Below are 18714 nucleotides of genomic sequence, written 5' to 3' on the forward strand. Positions count from 1 at the left end.
GTGATGAAAAAAGTAAGTTTTTTTCGATCTATTCATTTAAAGCTAGTGATGATCATTGTCCTGCTTATTTTGATCTCGATTCAAATAATTGGAGTATATTTTGTACAAACGCTGCAGAGGACATTAAATAATAACTTTGAAGCATCTATTCAAGATAGAGTAAATATTTTATCTATTTATTTAGAAGAACAATTTACAAAAGAGCGATCGGTAGAAAACGGAGATCCTACGTTAGAGGATGATGTAAAAAGACTTTTAAGTGATGATAATAATTCCAATGATATTCAAGAGATTAGAGTGCTTGACCGTAATTCGATTATCATAGGAACATCCGATCCAGAAAATCAACATTTAATCGGGCAAAAAATGGTGGATAAGGAAGTAAGGAGAGTCATGACCAATCCTTCCACATCCGCTCTTAAGCCGATTAAATCAATTGATAATAACACAAAAAAGAGAATATCTGTATCGATTATTCCTATCAGACCTCAAGGTGGAGAAGCGATAGGAGCAATCTATTTAGTCGGAAAAATTGAAAATGTATTTACTCAAATGGATGAAATCAACCAAATCTTTCAAAGAGGTACCATTATCACACTAGTAGTGACCGCTTTATTAGGTGTATTGCTTGCTAGAACGATAACAAGGCCGATATCTGATATGCAAAAGCATGCATTTGCTTTATCAAAAGGGAACTTCTCTAGGAAAGTAAAAGTATATGGATTTGATGAAATTGGACAGTTGGCGATTACTTTTAATAATTTAACAAAGAAGCTTCAAGAGTCACAAGCTACAACGGAAAGTGAACGAAGAAAGCTGTCATCCGTACTTTCCTATATGACAGATGGAGTTATTGCAACAGATAGAAGAGGACGTATTATATTAATAAACGAACCGGCAGCCAAGATGTTGGATGTTTCACGTGAAACAGTATTATCCGAATCGATTATTAAGCTGTTAGGATTAGAGGAAAAGTATACGTTTGAAGAGCTATTGGACGAAAGAGATTCGGTTATTTTGGATTATAGCACGCATTACGAGCCATATATACTACGGGCAAATATATCTGTTATTCAAAAAGAAACAGGGTTTGTCAACGGTCTTATTACTGTACTGCATGATATTACAGAGCAGGAAAAAATAGATATGGAGCGAAAGGAATTTGTTGCGAACGTATCTCATGAGCTGCGCACACCATTAACAACGATGAGAAGCTATGTAGAGGCATTATCCGAAGGTGCGTGGAAGGATGAAGAATTGGCTCCTAACTTTTTAGAGGTAACGCAAAATGAAACAGAGCGGATGATACGTTTAGTAAATGATCTTCTGCAATTATCTAAATTAGATAGTAGGGATTATCAGCTAAATAGAGAATTAGTTGATTTTATTGTGTTCTATAATCGTATTATCGATCGTTTTGAACTGACAAAAGAGCAAAATGTGACATTTGAACGGAGGCTTCCTAAGCAGGCTGCTTTTGTGGAAATAGATGAAGACAAGCTAACACAAGTTTTAGATAATATTATCTCTAATGCACTGAAATATTCTCCTGAAGGCGGAAAAGTAACGTTCTCCATTAAAGACCAAGAGAAGCAAATCATTGTAAGTGTTTCTGATAATGGGGTAGGAATTCCAAAAGAAAATCTCGACAAAGTATTTGAGCGTTTTTATCGTGTAGATAAAGCAAGGACTCGAAAACTTGGCGGTACTGGACTTGGACTTGCTATTGCTAAAGAAATGGTAGAAGCACATGGAGGCAGAATATGGGCAACAAGTAAAGAAGGAAAGGGTACAAAGGTTTCATTTACTCTTCCCTATATTCAATCGGAAGAGGATGATGATTGGGTATGAGATATGAAAATATAAAGACAATGATATTATCCGTTCTTGTTTTATCAAGTATCCTTTTATATTATGTTTTATGGACACACCAAGGTAACTATGAACAATCAACAGATTCGTCCACAATAGCACCTGAGAAAATTGGTTTAACAAAGGAAGTTGGCGAGATCGTTAAGCCAGACAGTATTTATCAGCATTTAAACGGGGAGAACTATGGGGCGATTTCTTTAAAGGAAATAAATGATATAGTGAGTACCATAAAAAAATGGGAATTTACTAACTTAAAGAAAATAGATACAGAAAATATAGCTTCTTTTATTCAGCAGCAAGACCATAGTATGGAAATTCGATTTCCTGCCGAAGTACCTTTTAGTTTATATAAAAATATTTTAAATATAAAAGAAAATAACAATTTTGATTTTAATACGATTCTTATTTCTTATGATCTTTCAAAGAATCAAGAGGGGTCTGTCTATTTTATCTCCAGAACAAATGGAAAGGTATATAGAAGTACGGTTTCTGCAGCCTATATTGATGATTTGAAAAAATTCACAAATCATGTAACAGCAGAAAATAGTAGTTATACAACTTATTTTTCCTATAAAGTAACAGAAAATAACCTTATTTACTTGCCGAACAATAAAACGGATATGAAAAAGTATAAATATTTATACAAGACGATTGACTCGGCTAAATTAAAAAGGGCTCTTTTCAATGAGCCAAGTATTGTGCAGAAAAGCTTGTTTGCTAATCGGGAAGAATTTACTGATGATACAGGTCTGCTAAGAATCGATAAAGATACACATGTAGTATCCTTTTTAAAGCCATCTGGGGTTACGGCAAATTCAACTGTAGATAACCAGTTAATAAAAAATAGTATTGATTATGTGAATCAGCATGGCGGCTGGATCAATCAATTAAATCAATATCGCTACGTGGACAAAAATGACCGTCTTAGAAAAGCGCTATTTCGCTTGTATAATCCGGCAGGCTACCCGATTTTTAATTTAGAGAATAATGTATCAGAAATTCAAGTAATATGGGAAAACAATGATGTAAAAACATTTAGTACAAGCAATCTCTATACTTCTGGAACAGACTTTGATCCGGCTGAGACAAAATTAATGGAAGGAGAGGCTGTTTTAGATTATTTAGAGAATATAAAGGACTATAATAAAGAGAAGCTGCAGAATGTTTTGATTGGTTATGAGATGGTGGTAGAATCGCAACGTATTGTTAACTTAAAGCCATGCTGGTTTTATAAGTACAACGATAAATGGTATCAATTGAATGCAAGTGATGTAGGAGGCAAACACATTGGATTGGAGTAAAATTAAAACCATCTTTATTCTTGCCTTTTTAGCTCTTGATATATATTTAATCTATGAATATACAGGTCTGAAGGAATCGCAAAATTACTCTTTAGAAGAGGAAATTCCTGTTGAAAATACACTAGCCTCTTATGGAGTAACCTACCCACAGAATTCATCAAGGGATATACAAAAAGATCAGTACTTATCTGCTAAATCGAAAACCTTTAGTCAGGAAGAAGTGAAAAAGTGGGAAAAGGGACTTTTAAAAGGCCAAACGATCAGAATTGTTGGAAGTAATATTTTACAAGCAGAGTTGGAGAAACCACTAAGTCTTAGTGATTCATTTAAACAAGAGGATTTAACTGATTTTATCCAAACGCATATTTTAAATGGGGATCAATATCGTTATTGGAATAAAACAGACAATATCATTACGTATTATCAACAATATGATGGGAAAATATTGTATCAAAATGCAAATGCAAAATTGACCCTAATTTTAAATGAACAGAATAAAGTAGTTTCCTATCGACAAACATATCTGGATAATATTAAAGAAATTGAAGATAAAGAAGCCATTATTCGACCAGTGAATGCTGTATATACGCTATTTATGAATAGCTATATTAATAATGACAGCGAAGTGAAAAAGTTCGAGCTTGGTTATTATTCACCACAGTATGCTTCTACTATGCAGTATTCCTCTACACAAGTACTGACGCCTACATGGCGCATTGTAATGGACGATGGAGGAAGTCTGTTTGTAAATGCTTTTGATAACCAAATTATAAAAATAGATAGCGATCCTAGTAAATTGGAGTGAGAGAAAATGCATTTTAGTGTTCTCGCAAGTGGGAGTACAGGGAATGCAATTTATGTGGAAAGTGGGGAATATTCATTTTTAGTGGATGCTGGATTAAGTGGCAAACAAATGGAGTCATTGTTTCAACACATTGACCGGAAAATGAATACATTAACAGGAATTTTAGTAACCCATGAGCATAGTGACCATATTAAAGGGGTTGGAATCGTTGCTCGTAAATATAAATTGCCCATATACGCAAATGAAAAAACATGGAATGCGATGGATCCTTTAATTGGGGAAATTCCACTAGAACAGAAATTTCATTTTGATATGGAAACAGTAAAATCATTCGGCAATCTTTCTATCGAATCATTTGGCGTATCACATGATGCTGCAGAGCCAATGTTTTATGTTTTTCATGAAGGAGATAAAAAATTTGTGCTGATTACAGATACGGGATATGTCAGCGATCGAATGAAAGGCATCATTCACAATGCAGATTCTTATGTATTTGAAAGCAATCATGATGTTCAAATGCTACGCATGGGAAGATATCCTTGGAATATTAAAAGACGGATATTAAGCGATGTTGGACATGTCTGTAATGAAGATGCAGCAATTGCAATGAGTGAAGTAATTGGTGATCGAACAAAACATATTTACTTGGCTCACTTAAGCCAAGATAATAATATGAAAGATTTAGCAAGAATGTCTGTTAGTCAGACGTTGGAGAACCGGGGAATTTTGTTAGATGATAAGCTAGCATTAAAGGATACAGATCCGAAAATTCCTACGATATTGACGGCAATTTAACCGTTAAGATTTGGCCGAACATTTGGAAAAATAATCAGATGAAACCGAGACGATGGGATGAATCCTGTCGTTTTTTTATTGAGGAAATAATAAATGAAAGTGGAGAGTGGATAACATGGCGGTTTTGTCTGCATCTAGTCTTCGATGTACAGAACGTACTAGTGGCGATGAAGATATAAAAATGTGGCGTTTTTAACTGGCAATCGGCTAGCTCTTGTGAGTATTGTCTCATGCCTTTAAAAGTGCTTTTTGGATCTGGATACATTTTTTTTAAGCTGTTCAAGTCACTTGCACTTTTGTTCTGCAAGGAAGAGAACAGGAAGGCTTGGTTCTTATTTCTACTCTATCAAATTGGAAACCTTAAAATATTTCCATATTATTGCTTATGAAGGACAAAAAGAGCGGGAAAGAAGAAGAAAAAGTGCCTCATACGGCTTATGAAGGACAAAAAGAGCGGGAAAGAAGAAGAAAAAGTGCCTCATACGGCTTATGAAGGACAAAAAGAGCGGGAAAGAAGAAGAAAAAGTGCCTCATACGGCTTATGAAGGACAAAAAAAGCGGGAAAGTAAGAGAAAAAGTGCGTCATACGGTTTGTGAAGGACAAAAAGAGCGGGAAAGTAAGAGAAAAAGTGCGTCATGCGGCTTATGAAGGACAAAAAGAGCGGAAAAGAAGAAGAAAAAGTGCCTCATACGGCTTATGAAGGACAAAAAGAGCGGGAAAGAGGAAGAAAAAGTGCCTCATACGGTTTGTGAAGGACAAAAAAAGCGGAAAAGAGGAAGAAAAAGTGCCTCATACGGTTTGTGAAGGACAAAATAGCGGGAAAGAGGAAGAAAAAGTGCGTCACGCGACTTTTAATGATTATTTTATTTGTTAGCAATTATCGTGTTTGTTTTTTCGAAAATAAGGAAAAATAGATTAATGAACTTATTCCGTCGTTACGTAAACGGTAAGGATTAGGATAGATAATGTAAGCAGAAAGGAATGATGTGCATGCCTTACGGTGATTACGATGAGGATAATCGTCGGGAGAAACCAGTGAAAAAAAGAGGAGGTTACTTCTTTTCAGGACTTATTGGAGCTGTTATAGGAGCATTGCTTGTACTGTTGTTAATACCGCGGTTATCAGATTATGGTTTTCTTTCTGATGGGAAAGAAGCTGATCATGCTATTACAACAAATGAAAATGGCACAAAAAATGTATCGATAAATGTAGAGACAAATGTAACAAAAGCGGTCGATAAAGCGGCGGATACGGTTGTTGGAATCAGCAATTTGCAATCATCTAACTTTTGGAAAGATACAACGGCCCAAGAAGCAGGCACTGGTTCTGGTGTTATTTATAAAAAAAGCGGTGATAAGGCCTATATCGTAACCAATAATCATGTTGTCGAAGGTGCCACGGAATTAGAGGTAACCTTAGCAGACGGGCAAAAGATAAGCGCCAAACTCGTCGGCAGCGATGTATGGACTGATTTAGCGGTTGTAGAGGTCGATGCAAAAGAAATCAGCAAGATCGCTGAATTTGGCAACTCTGATGTGCTGAAAACAGGAGAACCAGTCATAGCGATTGGGAATCCGCTTGGGATTACATTCTCAGGGTCTGTTACACAAGGAATTGTTTCTGGATTACAACGGACGATTCCTGTTGATATAAATGAAGATGGGATAGAAGATTGGCAGTCTGAAGTTATTCAAACAGATGCTGCCATCAACCCTGGAAATAGTGGCGGGGCACTAGTTAATATTGAAGGGCAGCTTATCGGGATAAACAGCATGAAGATTGCTGAATCATCGGTAGAAGGAATTGGGCTGGCGATCCCAATTAATGCTGCCGAACCAATTATCGAGGATTTAGAACAATATGGAGAAGTAAAAAGACCATATATGGGAGTAGAACTACAATCAGTAAGCGATATTCCAGGATATTATCAGAAAGAAGCATTAAAGCTGCCGGATAAAGTCACAACAGGGGTAGCGATTAAAGCGGTAACTCCTAATTCTCCCGCCCAAAAAGCCGGATTAAAAGAATTGGATGTTATTGAAGAGTTAGATGGACAAAAAATAAGTGATTTAATGGGTTTACGAAAATATCTTTATAACAAGAAAAAAATCGGCGACACATTAACCATTAAATATTATCGAGAAGGAAAGCTGCAAACAGCAGATGTAGTGCTTTCAGAAGATAAGATGTAAAATGGATAGTTGCTGAAAAAATGATTTGTTTATATTCTGCAGGCAGGAAGGGATGATCCTTCCTGTTTTTTTAAAAGATAAGAAAGTATAAAATTTTTCAACTTAGATTAATGTCTAGCGCAAGCAGCCTAGCCCCAGTGAGTATTGCCTCCTGACTCTAAAAGTAAAAAGCCCTTTTGGAGTCAGGAGAACATTTTTCTTCTGGGCTTACCAAGGCGCTTGCGCTTTTCTTATTTGTTTTTTAAAAAAGTATTAATATGTAAAAACAGAAGAATAAAGAGGTTGTGCTAAGAAATTGCAAAGGAATAGTTGCAGTTTTTATTTGGAATGATAAGATGAAGTGTGGATAAGTTTAATCTTATAGAAAAAAGATGTTATCCACATAAAATAAAAGAAAAAGAAATGCAGTGGAAGCAAAAAGGAGTAGGGAAAATGATTTATAGTTGTGAAGAACATATAGATATAGCAATAGATACGGTAGTAAATGAGTACGAAACTTTTCCGATTTTAGAGAAAATTCAGGAAGAAGAAAAGTTATCAACAACCTGTGAATATTGTAAAAATAACGCAGTATATATGGTGGCAAACAAGTGATCTGCCACTAGATGTGGATTAAAAATGTGGATATGTGGATAAGTTTTGTGGATATGTTGTTCGTAAAGTGAGGAATACATGTGAATATCTCAATTATAACGGTTGGAAAACTAAAAGAAAAATATTTAAAGCAAGGAATAGCTGAATATACAAAAAGGCTGTCAAGCTATTCTAAAATAGAAATTATCGAAGTACCAGATGAAAAAGCCCCAGAAATATTAAGCGATGCTGAAATGATTCAAGTAAAGAAAAAAGAGGGAGAAAGAATCCTAGCCAAAGTTGCAGCCGATGCCCACGTTATTGCTTTAGCTATAGAAGGCAAACAAAAATCGTCGGAGGAATTAGCAGACACATTGGATAAACTCGCCACATACGGCAAAAGCAAGGTTGCTTTTATTATTGGCGGATCGTTAGGGTTAAGTGATGATGTATTAAAGCGTGCAGATGAGAAGTTATCATTCAGCAAGATGACTTTTCCTCATCAGTTGATGCGGTTGGTGTTGGTGGAGCAGGTTTATCGGGCGTTTCGGATTATTAGGGGGGAACCGTATCATAAGTAAATGAGGTTCTACCTACTGATGATTAATTGTTAATAAAACTAATCAGTTGTGATGGCAGTCAAGCTAAGAAATTAGTTTGGCTGTTTTTCTTTTTTGCTATGTATATAGATTTGGGAAATTGTTTCATCATTTGCTAATATAGAAGATAACAGGGAGTTCTTCAATGGAGGGAAGGAGTTAGCACCTTAACTGGGGAGATCTCACGGAATTCTAAAATTATACAGTTGTATAGGGTTTATAAGGCTGGTCAGTGGGAAGTCGCTTCGAGGCGTCCCTGCGACCAAGTACATGAATAGGAAGGAAGGGAACAACGATGGATTTCGGAACAGTTATGCAGGAGCTTGAAGCCCTCGGCAAGGAACGAACGAAAAAAATATACCTATCTAATGGTGCGCACGAGCCGCTTTTTGGTGTGGCTACAGGTGCTATGAAACCAGTTGCAAAGAAAATAAAAATAAATCAACGGTTAGCTGAAGAGCTTTACGCCACAGGTAACTACGATGCCATGTACTTTGCAGGCATTATAGCAGACCCAAAAGCTATGAATGAATCGGATTTTAATCGTTGGATGGATGGAGCATATTTTTATATGCTAGGTGATTTTGTAGTGGCAGTAACATTATCAGAGTCAGAAATAGCACAAGACGTTGCTGATAAATGGATTGTAAGTGGTAATGAACTGAGTATGTCAGCGGGGTGGAGTTGCTATTGTTGGCTATTAGGGAATCGCCATGACCATGAATTTTCTGAAAGTAAGATTTCCAATATGCTTGATATGGTGAAAAATACGATTCATGACTCGCCAGAAAGAACGAAATCTTCCATGAATAATTTTCTATACACCGTAGGGATTTCCTATTTACCACTTCATGAAAAAGCAGTCGAAACAGCCATAAAAGTGGGAATAGTGGAAGTCAAACGGGACAAGAAAAAAAGCAGTTTCCTAAACGCGTATGAAAGTATTCAAAAAGAAGTGGATAGAGGAAAGCTTGGTTTTAAACGTAAACATGTAAGATGTTAATAAGTAGTAGCAGCGCGAACTATGGAATCTGTTCCCCGCTACCAATTAAATGGAAATTCGTCTAGAAAGTGTTCTTTACTAATATAAGAGGAGGTATAATATGAAGCAACTTTATATAAAGCAGAAGGTATTCAGTCTAAGTGGAAAATTTACCGTAAAGGATCAGCAGGAGAAGGATATTTATTACGTAGAGGGCAGTTTTATGCAAATTCCAAAATCTTTCTCCATTATGAATACAACAAGAGAAGAAGTTGCGCTCATTACCAAAAAGGTGTTCAGCTTTTTACCGAAGTTTTTTGTTGAGGTTAATGGTCGAGAGGTGTTAACGATTAAGAAGGAGTTTTCTCTCTTTAAAGCACGATATACGATTGATGCGGCAGGCATTGAAGTACAAGGTAATTGGTGGGACATGGATTTTCAGATAGTACAGCATGGTAAAGTTGTCGGTAAAGTGAGCAAGGAGTGGTTCACTTGGGGAGATAGCTATAAGGTTCAAATAGTAGATGAAGAGATGGAACCCATCATCATTGCGCTCGTTGTCGCAATTGATTGTGTGAAGGCTGACCAAGCAGCTGCTTCCTCAGCAACGACTTAACGTAAGGATGTACAACATAAAATACTGACGGGTTTCTTTTAGAAAGTCAAAATGAAAAATAGTAGTTGAATGAACATCAAAAAGCAGGGAAACATGAACAAGAATCCTGCTTTTCATTATAGAGATTCTATGTAAATATTTCTTGGGGAAAATCAATTTACAAAACACTAGAAGCTTATTGAAAGTACATTTTGAGGTGATCGTATGAAAGAATATAAAAAATGCCAAAGCTGTGCCATGCCATTAAAAAAAGAGGAAGATCGTGGCACGGAGAAGAATTTAGATAAAAGTTTGATGTATTGTAAGCATTGCTATCAAGAAGGAGAATTTACGCAAAAGGATATTTCTGTAGATGATATGAAACAATTTGTAAAAGGTAAATGCATCGAAATGGGGTTTCCCAAGTTTTTATCAGCGATGTTTGTTAAGAACCTTCATAAATTGGAGAGGTGGAAATAGATATTTAATCTAATTTAAAAGAGTAGTTTACTTCATCTTGGTACTAAAATAGACAACTAGCGATGGTTTGTTTCTTCCAAACCATCGCTAGTTGTCCATTTTTATTTTCCCCACTCTTTAACCACTAACAATCACCAAACACAACCCTCGCTTGCTCTTTAATTGCTTCTATAACAATCTGTATGGAACGAATGGTTGTTTGGGATCTGCGAGCAACAAGATATATATGGCGTGTCGATTCTGGTTGGAGATCTAGCAGATGAACGCCTTCTACCTGCTCTGATACGGCTAGTTTCGGCAGAATTCCAATAGCAAGGTTTTGTGCAACCACTGTTTGTATGGTCGAATAGCTCTGAAAGATGTTCATAATATTTGGTTGAAATCCTGCAGTATGACACAGGTTTTTTGTATATTCTGCAAGATAGGTACCATCAGGCTCTAGTACCCAGTTCTCCTCCATAAGTTCCTCGATAGTGACGTGAGGATGGTCTGTCAGTGGATTTTCCTCACCGGCCAGTACCATCAGACGGTCCATTCCAAGTTCAATGAGGTTTCGATCGTTTTGCTTAAGCGAATGAGGCTTTTGAAAATAACCAACAACTGCTAGATCAAATTGATGGGAGTCAATTGCAGGAAGACTTGCATCAGGTTCCATTTCGGTTAATCGGATCTGAAGTTGAGGGAATATCTTTGATAATTTTGATACTGCTGGAATAACAATTGTACGCAAAGCACTTGAGAAGGAGGCAATCCTAACAGTTCCCTGAATGATGTCAGAAGTGTCATTTAAAGAGTTTTCAATTTGTTCCAGTTGATTAAGCACAGGTCTAACCTGTTTCACTAGAGCATGTCCTGCATGGGTCAATTGTACTCTTCGCCCAACTTTTTCAAACAGAATGGTATTGGTTTCTTTCTCTAAAAGATTAAGCTGCTGTGATACGGTTGCTGTGCTTATGTACATGATTTCAGCAACACGATGCATCGTTCCTAAGGTTTCGAATTGTACAAGTAATTGTAATCGCCAAGTGTTAAGCATTTGACTCCTCCTTTCAGCATAACTAAACATATTGTTAAGAAAAACTTGATTGTTTATTGTTTTATATTCATTAATAATAAACATTAAATAGCGGCAGAGCAAATGGAGGAAAGAGAGCGAGGAAGAGAAATGATGAATCCATATGAAAAAAGAGAAAATCCTTGGGAGGACGTAAAGCGACATGTTGGGAGGTATGGCGCACCATTTTTTATTCCAGAAATTATAGACCATGCGAAGGGGAGCTATCTATATACGGAAGATGGCAGAAAAATCTTAGACTTTACGTCTGGTCAGATGTCTTCAACAATTGGTCATTCTCACCCTGATGTGGTGGCAACCATTGGTGAAGCTGCTGGCCGACTTGATCATCTGTTTAGTGGCATGCTCTCAAGACCTAGCATTAACCTATGCACGCATATTGCCCAGACGGTAACGGATCCTCTAACGAAAGTCATTCCTCTATCAACTGGTTCGGAAGTAAATGAAGCGGCAATAAGAATGGCAAAGTTGGTTACAGGGAAGTTCGAGATTGTCTCTTTTAACCGATCCTGGCATGGTTTAACAGAAGCGAGTGCAGGAGCAACGTATGCTTCTGCTCGGAAAAGTGGTTTACCTGGCTCACCTGGGCAGTTAGCCATTCCTACCCCTTATGAATACCGTCCAGATTTTGTGGATGAAAATGGAGATCTTGATTGGCAAAAACAGCTAGACTATGGTTTTGCTATGGTTGATGCTCAATCTGTTGGGAGCTTGGCAGCATGCATTGTAGAACCGATTGTATCAGGTGGTGGCATCCTTGTTCCTCCAGCTGGATATTTGGCTGCGTTGAAGAAAAAATGTCAGGAGAGAGGAATGCTTTTAATCTTTGATGAGGCGCAAACAAGCTTTGGGCGAACAGGTCATTGGTACGGATTCCAGCATGACGATGTAACGCCAGACATTTTGACCTTATCCAAAACACTCGGTGCAGGGCTCCCTCTTGCAGCGCTCGTAACAACAGAAGAAATCGAGCAAAAAGCCCATGATAATGGTTTTGTATTTTACACATCCCATGTCAATGATCCACTTGTAGCAGCGGTTGGATGCACGGTCATGAATGTGATTGAACAGGAGAATCTCCTCGAGCAAGTCCGAGAAAAAGGCGAATATCTAGCCGCAGCACTCAGAAAGTTGGTGCAAACACACGAGGTTGTTGGCGACGCTAGAGGGCGCGGTCTGCTTCAAGGAATCGAGATTGTAAAGGATAAGGTGAGCAAAGAACGCTCAGAAGAGATTGGTGATCGAATTACGGCAAGATGCCTCGAGTTAGGTCTCCATATGAATATTGTCTGTCTTCCTGGTATGGGTGGGGTGTTTCGAATAGCGCCTCCGCTCACTGTAAGTTATGAAGAGTTGGACGAAGGGCTTTCCATTCTTAATCAAGCCATTACAGATGTGGAGAATACGTTATGAAACTACTGAAAATGAGCAACAAGCCACTTCAATTCAGGAGAAAATCAACTCTAATGGAGGAAATTCAAATGGTTCGGGAACATGATCCTTCTGTTACCTCGAACGTCCAAGTGGTTCTCACTTATTCTGGATTACATGCAGTTTGGTTTTACCGGTTATCCCATTTTTTGTGGAAGAGGAATCTTCATTTAGCGGCGCGGTTGATTTCTCAGCTTGCCCATGTGCTCACAGGGGTAGAAATTCATCCGGCAGCTACCATTGGAAAAAGACTGCTGATTGACCATGGAACAGGGATAGTCATTGGAGAAACAGCAGAGATTGGGGACAATGTTGTCCTTTATCATGGTGTCACACTTGGAGGAATAAGTAATAAGCCAGGAAGACGTCATCCGAAGATAGGGAATCATGTCTTTATCGGAGCAGGTGCCGCAGTGCTAGGAGCAATTACAATAGAAGATGGCGCAAAAATCGGAGCATTGTCTCTTGTTTTGAAAGACGTTCCAGCTCAACATACAGCAGTAGGCAATCCAGCAAGAATCCTATCGCCGAAATAGCTTTGCGAAAGGGGTGATTAGGTGTAGAGCAAAATCCATTATTGTTGCATTTTCAGCCATTATGACTGCATTTGTTGCGCCTAGGAACTACAAATTGGTGGATAAAATGAACCACTGAATGTGAGACTCCCCCTTTTCAAGGATTATCTTCATTTGGAGTATTTTCCGTGATAACTAAACAAAATAGATTAAAAAAGCCCGTATCTAGAACGTGTAGAGATACGGGTTTTTAATGGTGAATGGTGTAAAAAATTTCCTCATTTTGATTATTAATAGTATATGAATAATACGTATTGATAAGCTAAAGAATGATAAAAACCTTATTAATAGTACATCACGATAAACCCTAGCATAAGTAAATGATGTATTCTAGTAATCATTTTTATCTCCTATTTTTAGGAGAATAGAATAAAGCAAATTTATTTTGTCATTGACAAAACATGTAACTGCTATTAAAATAAACAACTGTTCGATAGTAGTCATACTTATCGAATAACTTAATAATTAGAAGGCTATGATTGCTATGGATTTTCTACTATAGCTGGAGCAGCTTCTGGAGAGACCGCGGAAATTTTGCGGCGCCGAAGGGTTCACAATCTCAGGCAAAAGGACAGAAGAGTACTGAATATTTATTTGTCATACTGATAATAGTTAGCAGACAAATACTATTTGTTATTCTTATGACCAGGAGATTGGAGGCTATCCAATCTCTTTTTTTTTTAAAAGATAAGAAAGTGAATCAATTTCATAAATTAAACCCTTAGAGCCGCAAGCTATCTGAGGCACAAAAAAAGGAGTACCTCCCCAAAATGTCGAAATAAGTAAGCACCACACAAACTTATGAGACTGGAGGAAGACTCCCTATGACTATTATACGACAAGGAAGCCTGTTTGGCCTACAAGAATTATATGATTTAGAACCTACCCAACGTTTTGAAGCTATTTTTTCTTCTATTGACATGGAACCAATCTTCGCTGTGGTAACGAAGAAATCACGTTTTGGAAGACCCGTTGAGTTGAATTATGTAGCGATGATTTGTTCACTCGTTGCTAGAATCACAGAGCGTATTCCATTTATTAAAGATTTAGTGAAAAGATTACAGAATGACATGATTTTTCGCCTCGATTGTGGCTTTTTAGTGTCCGATACTATTCCGTCAGAAGCAGCTTATTCCAGAATGGTCACCATCCTCAGTGAATCGAATGTACTTGAAAAAGTCCAAGGAACCTTGCTTCATCAAGCGATTTCAGAAGGCTTTATTTCCGATGATACAGTAGCCATTGACGCTACTCACTTTCTCGCAAAAGATGCAGCACCACCAAAGGAAGAACAACCGAAAAGTGAACCAAAAAAGCGTGGGCGTAAACCAAAAGAAGAACAGGAAAAATGGCTCATCGAAAAAGCGGAATGGAAAGCCAATCTGCCTCTTTTTGATAAAAAAATCGAAGATCAGTTAGCCATTCCTTTAGCCGAACTTCGAGCTGAAATTCCTCAAGATCCACAGTGGGGTGTGAAGAAAAACAGCGAAGGAAAAAACGTTTTTTGGTATGGATTTAAAGCTCATTTGGCTGTTGGAACATCCAGTCAATATATTCTTCAATCCCTTCTTTCATCGGCTAACTTGAATGACGGAAAGGCTGCGATTCCTTTATTAAAAGGAATTCACGAACGACTATCACTTTCTTCTTTACTCTATGAAACAATGGACGCTGGTTACGATTTTGAAGCCATTTATACGCAGATACATCGAATGGGTCATCGAGCTGTGATTGCTTATAATAAACGCAATGAACCAGAACCAATTGGTTTTGATAAGCATTTCGCTCCTACTTGTGTCCGTGAACATTCCTATCGTTATGATAGCTTTGATGGTAAATATGAAACACTAAAATACACACGTCCAAACGAATGTATGGACTGTCCATTAGCCAATGATGGTCTATGTCAAAAGGTGTATAAAGTAAAAATCACTACCGATTTAAGAAAATATACAGCGCCAGCACGTGGATCTCAAATATGGAATAAGATCTTCAAAAGACGCACGGCGGTAGAACGTGTGAATGCTTATCTTAAGGGATATTTTCAATTAAACAATGTTCGTTATCGTACAGGAAAAAAGGCTAAAGTCCATTTTGACCTCGTTACGTTAGTTTATAATGCTTCAAAATTAGCTGCAGATCGTCTGAATCAAATGTCCAATCAACACCAAGTTGCTTAATCAAAGTAAAAAAAATTAAAAGCATTTAAATTCTGCAAGTTTTTGATTTTTTAAAAGTTGGACTTATGAAATTGACTCAAGTATAAAATTTTTCAGCTTAGATTAGTGTCTAGCTCCAGCGCCTAGCCCTTGTGAAAGATAACCTCCTGCCTCTAAAAGTAAAAAGCACTTTTTGAGTCAGGAGAACATTTTTCTTCAGGGCTTACCAAGTCGCTTGCGCTTTTCTTAATTGTTGTGCATTTATTGCTCAATGTTTCACAAGAAAGGTTTATGGATTGTAAGGAGGAGAAAGAATTGGAACAACGAGAATTAAAGAGGGATTTATCTGATCGACATGTTCAATTAATCGCGATTGGCGGCACAATTGGTACTGGGTTATTTTTAGGATCCGGCAAAGCGATACAGCTAGCAGGTCCCTCTATCATCTTTGCTTACTTAATCGTAGGTTTAGCCATTTTTTTTGTTATGAGAGCGCTAGGAGAACTACTATTATCTAAAGAAGGTGCGCAATCTTTAACAGACATTGCCGAAACGTATCTTGGACCTTGGGCCTCGTTTGTTACGGGATGGACCTATTGGTTTTGTTGGATTATGACAGCTATGGCTGATATTATTGCAGTTGGTGTATATGTACAATATTGGTTTCATATCCCGCAATGGATACCTGCACTTATTTGCTTAGTCATTTTATTAGGACTTAATCTATTAACGGTAAAGCTTTTTGGCGAATTAGAATTTTGGTTTGCTTTAATAAAGGTAATTACCATTCTCTTATTAATTGCTATTGGGATTATTTTGTTAGTGATAGGATTCAAGACGGATGCAGGAGCGGTTGCGCTTCAAAATATTTGGCAATATGGAGGATTTTTTCCGAACGGAATTTCAGGCTTTTTACTTTCCTTTCAAATGGTTATATTCGCATATGTTGGGGTGGAATTAGTTGGGGTTTCAGCAGCGGAAACATCGGATCCAGCAAAAAATATTCCATCGGCTATTAATAAAATCCCATTAAGAATTTTATTTTTCTACGTTGGTGCCATTATTGTTCTATTATCTATTAACCCATGGATGGAATTAAATGCAACAGAAAGTCCGTTTGTTAAAACATTTAGTTTAGTCGGAATTCCGGTTGCCGCAGGAATTATTAATTTTGTTGTATTAACTTCAGCAGCTTCTGCTTGTAATAGTGGGATGTTTTCAACAAGCCGAATTTTATATAATTTAAGCAATAATGGCCAAGGACCATCTAAGCTTGCAAAACTGAATAAAAATCATGTACCAAGTAACGGATTATGGATATCTACACTTGTTCTAACAGTGGGAGCTCTTTTGAGTAAATTGATACCGGGACAAGCCTTTGGAATCGTGACAACCATTAGTGCTATTTGTTTTATTTGGGTATGGGGTGTTATTCTTATTTGTCATTTAAAATATAAAAAAACACAGCCGCAATTACATGCAAAATCAACATTTAAGGCACCTTTTACACCATTTATAAATTATGTTGTCTTAGCTTTGTTTGCTATGGTTCTCATTATTATGCTGTTTGCTAAAGAAACACGTCCAGCTTTATTATTGACACCGCTATGGTTTATTCTATTATTTATTTTATATAGGGCTAGAAGGAAAACGAACTAAATAGAATGATAGAACACAACAAGTTATGCTAGGGATTAGGGTAAAAACATATGATTAGTATAAGTAAATGAGGAATTAAGCTATACTCGCCTTCTTCCCAGCTTACAAACTAGCATTCTACTGAAAAAATGTTTTAAAGGCAAAAAAACGCTCCCCTTTTAAGTAAGCAGATTTTTATTAGTACACTGCTGCTTGAAGGGGAGCCTATTTTTTGAATCCAAGGTTATTTCTTAACTATTTTCCAGCGTTAGCTAGATGCTTTCTCTGTCTTAAGACTTCTGTTAGTTGGTTTAATGACTTGATCAAAACTTCCATATTTCTCTTGTACTAGTAAAAGGGCAATGCCTCCAATAATACTTGGCACTGCAAATGCCATAAAGGCTTGCTGCGGTTCTAAATTAGTCGCTAGCAAGAGACCGATTAACAGTGGTGCAAATATTGCTCCTATTCGTCCAATGCCAACCGTTACACTAATGCCTGTAGTACGTATTTCTTGTGGGTAGAATTCAGATATATATGGATTTACTAAGTTTTGCGTTCCGCCTGTGCAAGCACCACCAATGGCAATTAGTACATACAGTAAAAGCATATTAGACGTTAAACTAAGAGAGACAAAACAAATAGCCCCTGTTAAGAACATAAAGACAAGTACTTTTCGATGGCCCAATCGCTCCACTAAGTAACCGCCTAATAAGGACCCACCAATTTGCCCGACTCCTAACGCTAGGCTGAATGATAAACTGGAAGTAATTCCATATCCAGCACCTTGCATAATTTTAGGAAGCCATGTATTTAAACCATAGATCATCAGAAGACAGCTAAACACGACAGTCCAAAAAGCTAACGTACTAACAATTCGATTTTCTGAAAATAATTTTTTGGCTGGAAATCCTTTTGCCCGCTCTTTGACAGTCTCATATTCGAAATCGTCTGTTGGTTGATAGTTTCCTTTAGGATCTACCTTATTTAGAATACTCGCTATCTTTTCACCTCGGTTACGAAGGAGATAATAGGATAGTGATTCAGGAAATTGTTTAAGAAACAAAGGTAGAGTAATAAGCGGGATAACCCCTAGCCAATACAAAAATCTCCATCCTAAACTTTCCATTAAGTACATTCCTGTAAGAGAAGCCGCAATCATTCCTAATGAATAACCACAATACATTGTTGCAACTATTAATGCCCGTTTTTTTTTAGGGGAATATTCTGTCATCATGGCAATTACAGCTGGCATTAATCCACCCATCCCAAGAGCAGCAATAAAACGCATAATCGTAAAGGTCAGTGAATTTGGTGCTAAACCAGCACATAAGGAAAATACACTGAATAAAAGCATACAAATTGCTAATATTTTTTTACGTCCAATAATATCAGAAAGAGAACCGAGTACAAAAGAACCGATCATCATTCCGATTATAGAATAACTTCCAATTGCTCCGGCCTCTACAACCGTTAAATGATAATCCTTCATCATCAACGGTAATCCGATTCCATAAAGGGCAATGTCAAAACCATCAAATGCAATGGCAAAAAAACACCAAATAAAAACGAGTAAATGAAATTTATTAAACTTACTTTCAGCTATTACCTGAGAAGTTTGAACAACGCGCATGTCGTTC

The 18714-nt window shown here is 37.3% G+C and carries 16 protein-coding genes and 1 riboswitch; of the genes, 14 read left to right on the top strand and 2 right to left on the bottom strand.

Going from position 1 to position 18714, the window contains the following annotated elements:
- Positions 1-3: 3 nt before the first annotated feature.
- The 10 genes from walK (at position 4) to AC5LWL_RS01310 (ending at position 10196) form a co-directional block, all read left to right on the top strand.
- Positions 4-1851, top strand: coding sequence for a cell wall metabolism sensor histidine kinase WalK (gene walK, locus AC5LWL_RS01265; RefSeq protein WP_493436509.1), 1848 nt, complete (start codon positions 4-6; stop codon positions 1849-1851).
- Positions 1848-3173 (top strand): YycH family regulatory protein, encoded by a 1326-nt coding sequence (locus AC5LWL_RS01270; protein WP_493432650.1) that lies wholly within the window; start codon positions 1848-1850, stop codon positions 3171-3173. Before walK ends, AC5LWL_RS01270 begins: the two co-directional genes overlap by 4 nt.
- Positions 3160-3978, top strand: coding sequence for a two-component system regulatory protein YycI (locus AC5LWL_RS01275; RefSeq protein WP_493432651.1), 819 nt, complete (start codon positions 3160-3162; stop codon positions 3976-3978). The genes AC5LWL_RS01270 and AC5LWL_RS01275 overlap by 14 nt, the downstream gene beginning before the upstream one ends.
- 6 nt (positions 3979-3984) lie before the next feature.
- Positions 3985-4773: an MBL fold metallo-hydrolase gene (locus AC5LWL_RS01280; protein ID WP_493432652.1), complete on the top strand. Its 789-nt coding sequence runs from the start codon at positions 3985-3987 to the stop codon at positions 4771-4773.
- 991 nt (positions 4774-5764) lie between these two features.
- On the top strand, positions 5765-6967 hold the full coding sequence (locus AC5LWL_RS01285) for a S1C family serine protease (protein WP_493432653.1): 1203 nt from the start codon (positions 5765-5767) through the stop codon (positions 6965-6967).
- Positions 6968-7399: 432 nt separating this feature from the next.
- The gene (locus AC5LWL_RS01290) at positions 7400-7561 is read left to right on the top strand and encodes a CxxH/CxxC protein (protein ID WP_493432654.1); all 162 of its coding nucleotides are present in this window, start codon (positions 7400-7402) and stop codon (positions 7559-7561) included.
- Between the two features lie 80 nt (positions 7562-7641).
- Positions 7642-8121 carry a 23S rRNA (pseudouridine(1915)-N(3))-methyltransferase RlmH gene (gene rlmH / locus AC5LWL_RS01295; RefSeq protein WP_493432655.1) on the top strand — a complete coding sequence of 160 codons (480 nt, stop codon included), beginning with the start codon at positions 7642-7644 and terminating at the stop codon, positions 8119-8121.
- Between the two features lie 313 nt (positions 8122-8434).
- On the top strand, positions 8435-9142 hold the full coding sequence (locus AC5LWL_RS01300) for a DNA alkylation repair protein (protein ID WP_493432656.1): 708 nt from the start codon (positions 8435-8437) through the stop codon (positions 9140-9142).
- Between the two features lie 100 nt (positions 9143-9242).
- The gene (locus AC5LWL_RS01305; RefSeq protein WP_493432657.1) at positions 9243-9737 is read left to right on the top strand and encodes an LURP-one-related/scramblase family protein; all 495 of its coding nucleotides are present in this window, start codon (positions 9243-9245) and stop codon (positions 9735-9737) included.
- A gap of 204 nt (positions 9738-9941) precedes the next feature.
- Positions 9942-10196: a zinc ribbon domain-containing protein gene (locus AC5LWL_RS01310; protein WP_493432658.1), complete on the top strand. Its 255-nt coding sequence runs from the start codon at positions 9942-9944 to the stop codon at positions 10194-10196.
- A 124-nt stretch (positions 10197-10320) separates the two neighbouring features.
- Here the strand turns inward: AC5LWL_RS01310 and AC5LWL_RS01315 are convergent, their stop codons facing one another.
- Entirely contained in the window at positions 10321-11232 is a 912-nt protein-coding gene (locus tag AC5LWL_RS01315; RefSeq protein ID WP_493432659.1) for a LysR family transcriptional regulator, read from the bottom strand.
- Positions 11233-11361: 129 nt separating this feature from the next.
- Here AC5LWL_RS01315 and AC5LWL_RS01320 point away from each other — a divergent pair, with 129 nt between their 5' ends.
- The 4 genes from AC5LWL_RS01320 (at position 11362) to AC5LWL_RS01335 (ending at position 17095) form a co-directional block, all read left to right on the top strand.
- Positions 11362-12684, top strand: coding sequence for an aspartate aminotransferase family protein (locus AC5LWL_RS01320; RefSeq protein ID WP_493432660.1), 1323 nt, complete (start codon positions 11362-11364; stop codon positions 12682-12684).
- Positions 12685-12737: 53 nt separating this feature from the next.
- Positions 12738-13238: a serine O-acetyltransferase gene (gene cysE / locus AC5LWL_RS01325; protein WP_493432661.1), complete on the top strand. Its 501-nt coding sequence runs from the start codon at positions 12738-12740 to the stop codon at positions 13236-13238.
- Between the two features lie 543 nt (positions 13239-13781).
- Positions 13782-13862, top strand: a riboswitch (glycine riboswitch).
- Between the two features lie 239 nt (positions 13863-14101).
- Complete coding sequence (locus AC5LWL_RS01330; protein WP_493432662.1) at positions 14102-15457, top strand: transposase; 1356 nt, start codon at positions 14102-14104, stop codon at positions 15455-15457.
- A 294-nt stretch (positions 15458-15751) separates the two neighbouring features.
- A complete protein-coding gene (locus tag AC5LWL_RS01335; RefSeq protein ID WP_493432663.1) occupies positions 15752-17095 on the top strand; it encodes an amino acid permease in 1344 nt (447 codons plus the stop codon).
- A 247-nt stretch (positions 17096-17342) separates the two neighbouring features.
- Here the strand turns inward: AC5LWL_RS01335 and AC5LWL_RS01340 are convergent, their stop codons facing one another.
- Positions 17343-18707 (bottom strand): MFS transporter, encoded by a 1365-nt coding sequence (locus AC5LWL_RS01340; protein ID WP_493432664.1) that lies wholly within the window; start codon positions 18705-18707, stop codon positions 17343-17345.
- Positions 18708-18714: the final 7 nt, after the last annotated feature.

The organism is Niallia sp. WK069_GA_01 (assembly GCF_983173855.1).

Bases quoted from the DNA above. Each gene is read 5' to 3' on its own strand.
- walK (WP_493436509.1), top strand. From the start codon at position 4: ATGAAAAAAGTAAGTTTTTTTCGATCTATTCATTTAAAGCTAGTGATG.
- AC5LWL_RS01270 (WP_493432650.1), top strand. From the start codon at position 1,848: ATGAGATATGAAAATATAAAGACAATGATATTATCCGTTCTTGTTTTA.
- AC5LWL_RS01280 (WP_493432652.1), top strand. From the start codon at position 3,985: ATGCATTTTAGTGTTCTCGCAAGTGGGAGTACAGGGAATGCAATTTAT.
- AC5LWL_RS01285 (WP_493432653.1), top strand. From the start codon at position 5,765: ATGCCTTACGGTGATTACGATGAGGATAATCGTCGGGAGAAACCAGTG.
- AC5LWL_RS01290 (WP_493432654.1), top strand. From the start codon at position 7,400: ATGATTTATAGTTGTGAAGAACATATAGATATAGCAATAGATACGGTA.
- AC5LWL_RS01300 (WP_493432656.1), top strand. From the start codon at position 8,435: ATGGATTTCGGAACAGTTATGCAGGAGCTTGAAGCCCTCGGCAAGGAA.
- AC5LWL_RS01305 (WP_493432657.1), top strand. From the start codon at position 9,243: ATGAAGCAACTTTATATAAAGCAGAAGGTATTCAGTCTAAGTGGAAAA.
- AC5LWL_RS01310 (WP_493432658.1), top strand. From the start codon at position 9,942: ATGAAAGAATATAAAAAATGCCAAAGCTGTGCCATGCCATTAAAAAAA.
- AC5LWL_RS01315 (WP_493432659.1), bottom strand. From the start codon at position 11,232: ATGCTTAACACTTGGCGATTACAATTACTTGTACAATTCGAAACCTTA.
- AC5LWL_RS01320 (WP_493432660.1), top strand. From the start codon at position 11,362: ATGATGAATCCATATGAAAAAAGAGAAAATCCTTGGGAGGACGTAAAG.
- cysE (WP_493432661.1), top strand. From the start codon at position 12,738: ATGGAGGAAATTCAAATGGTTCGGGAACATGATCCTTCTGTTACCTCG.
- AC5LWL_RS01330 (WP_493432662.1), top strand. From the start codon at position 14,102: ATGACTATTATACGACAAGGAAGCCTGTTTGGCCTACAAGAATTATAT.
- AC5LWL_RS01340 (WP_493432664.1), bottom strand. From the start codon at position 18,707: ATGCGCGTTGTTCAAACTTCTCAGGTAATAGCTGAAAGTAAGTTTAAT.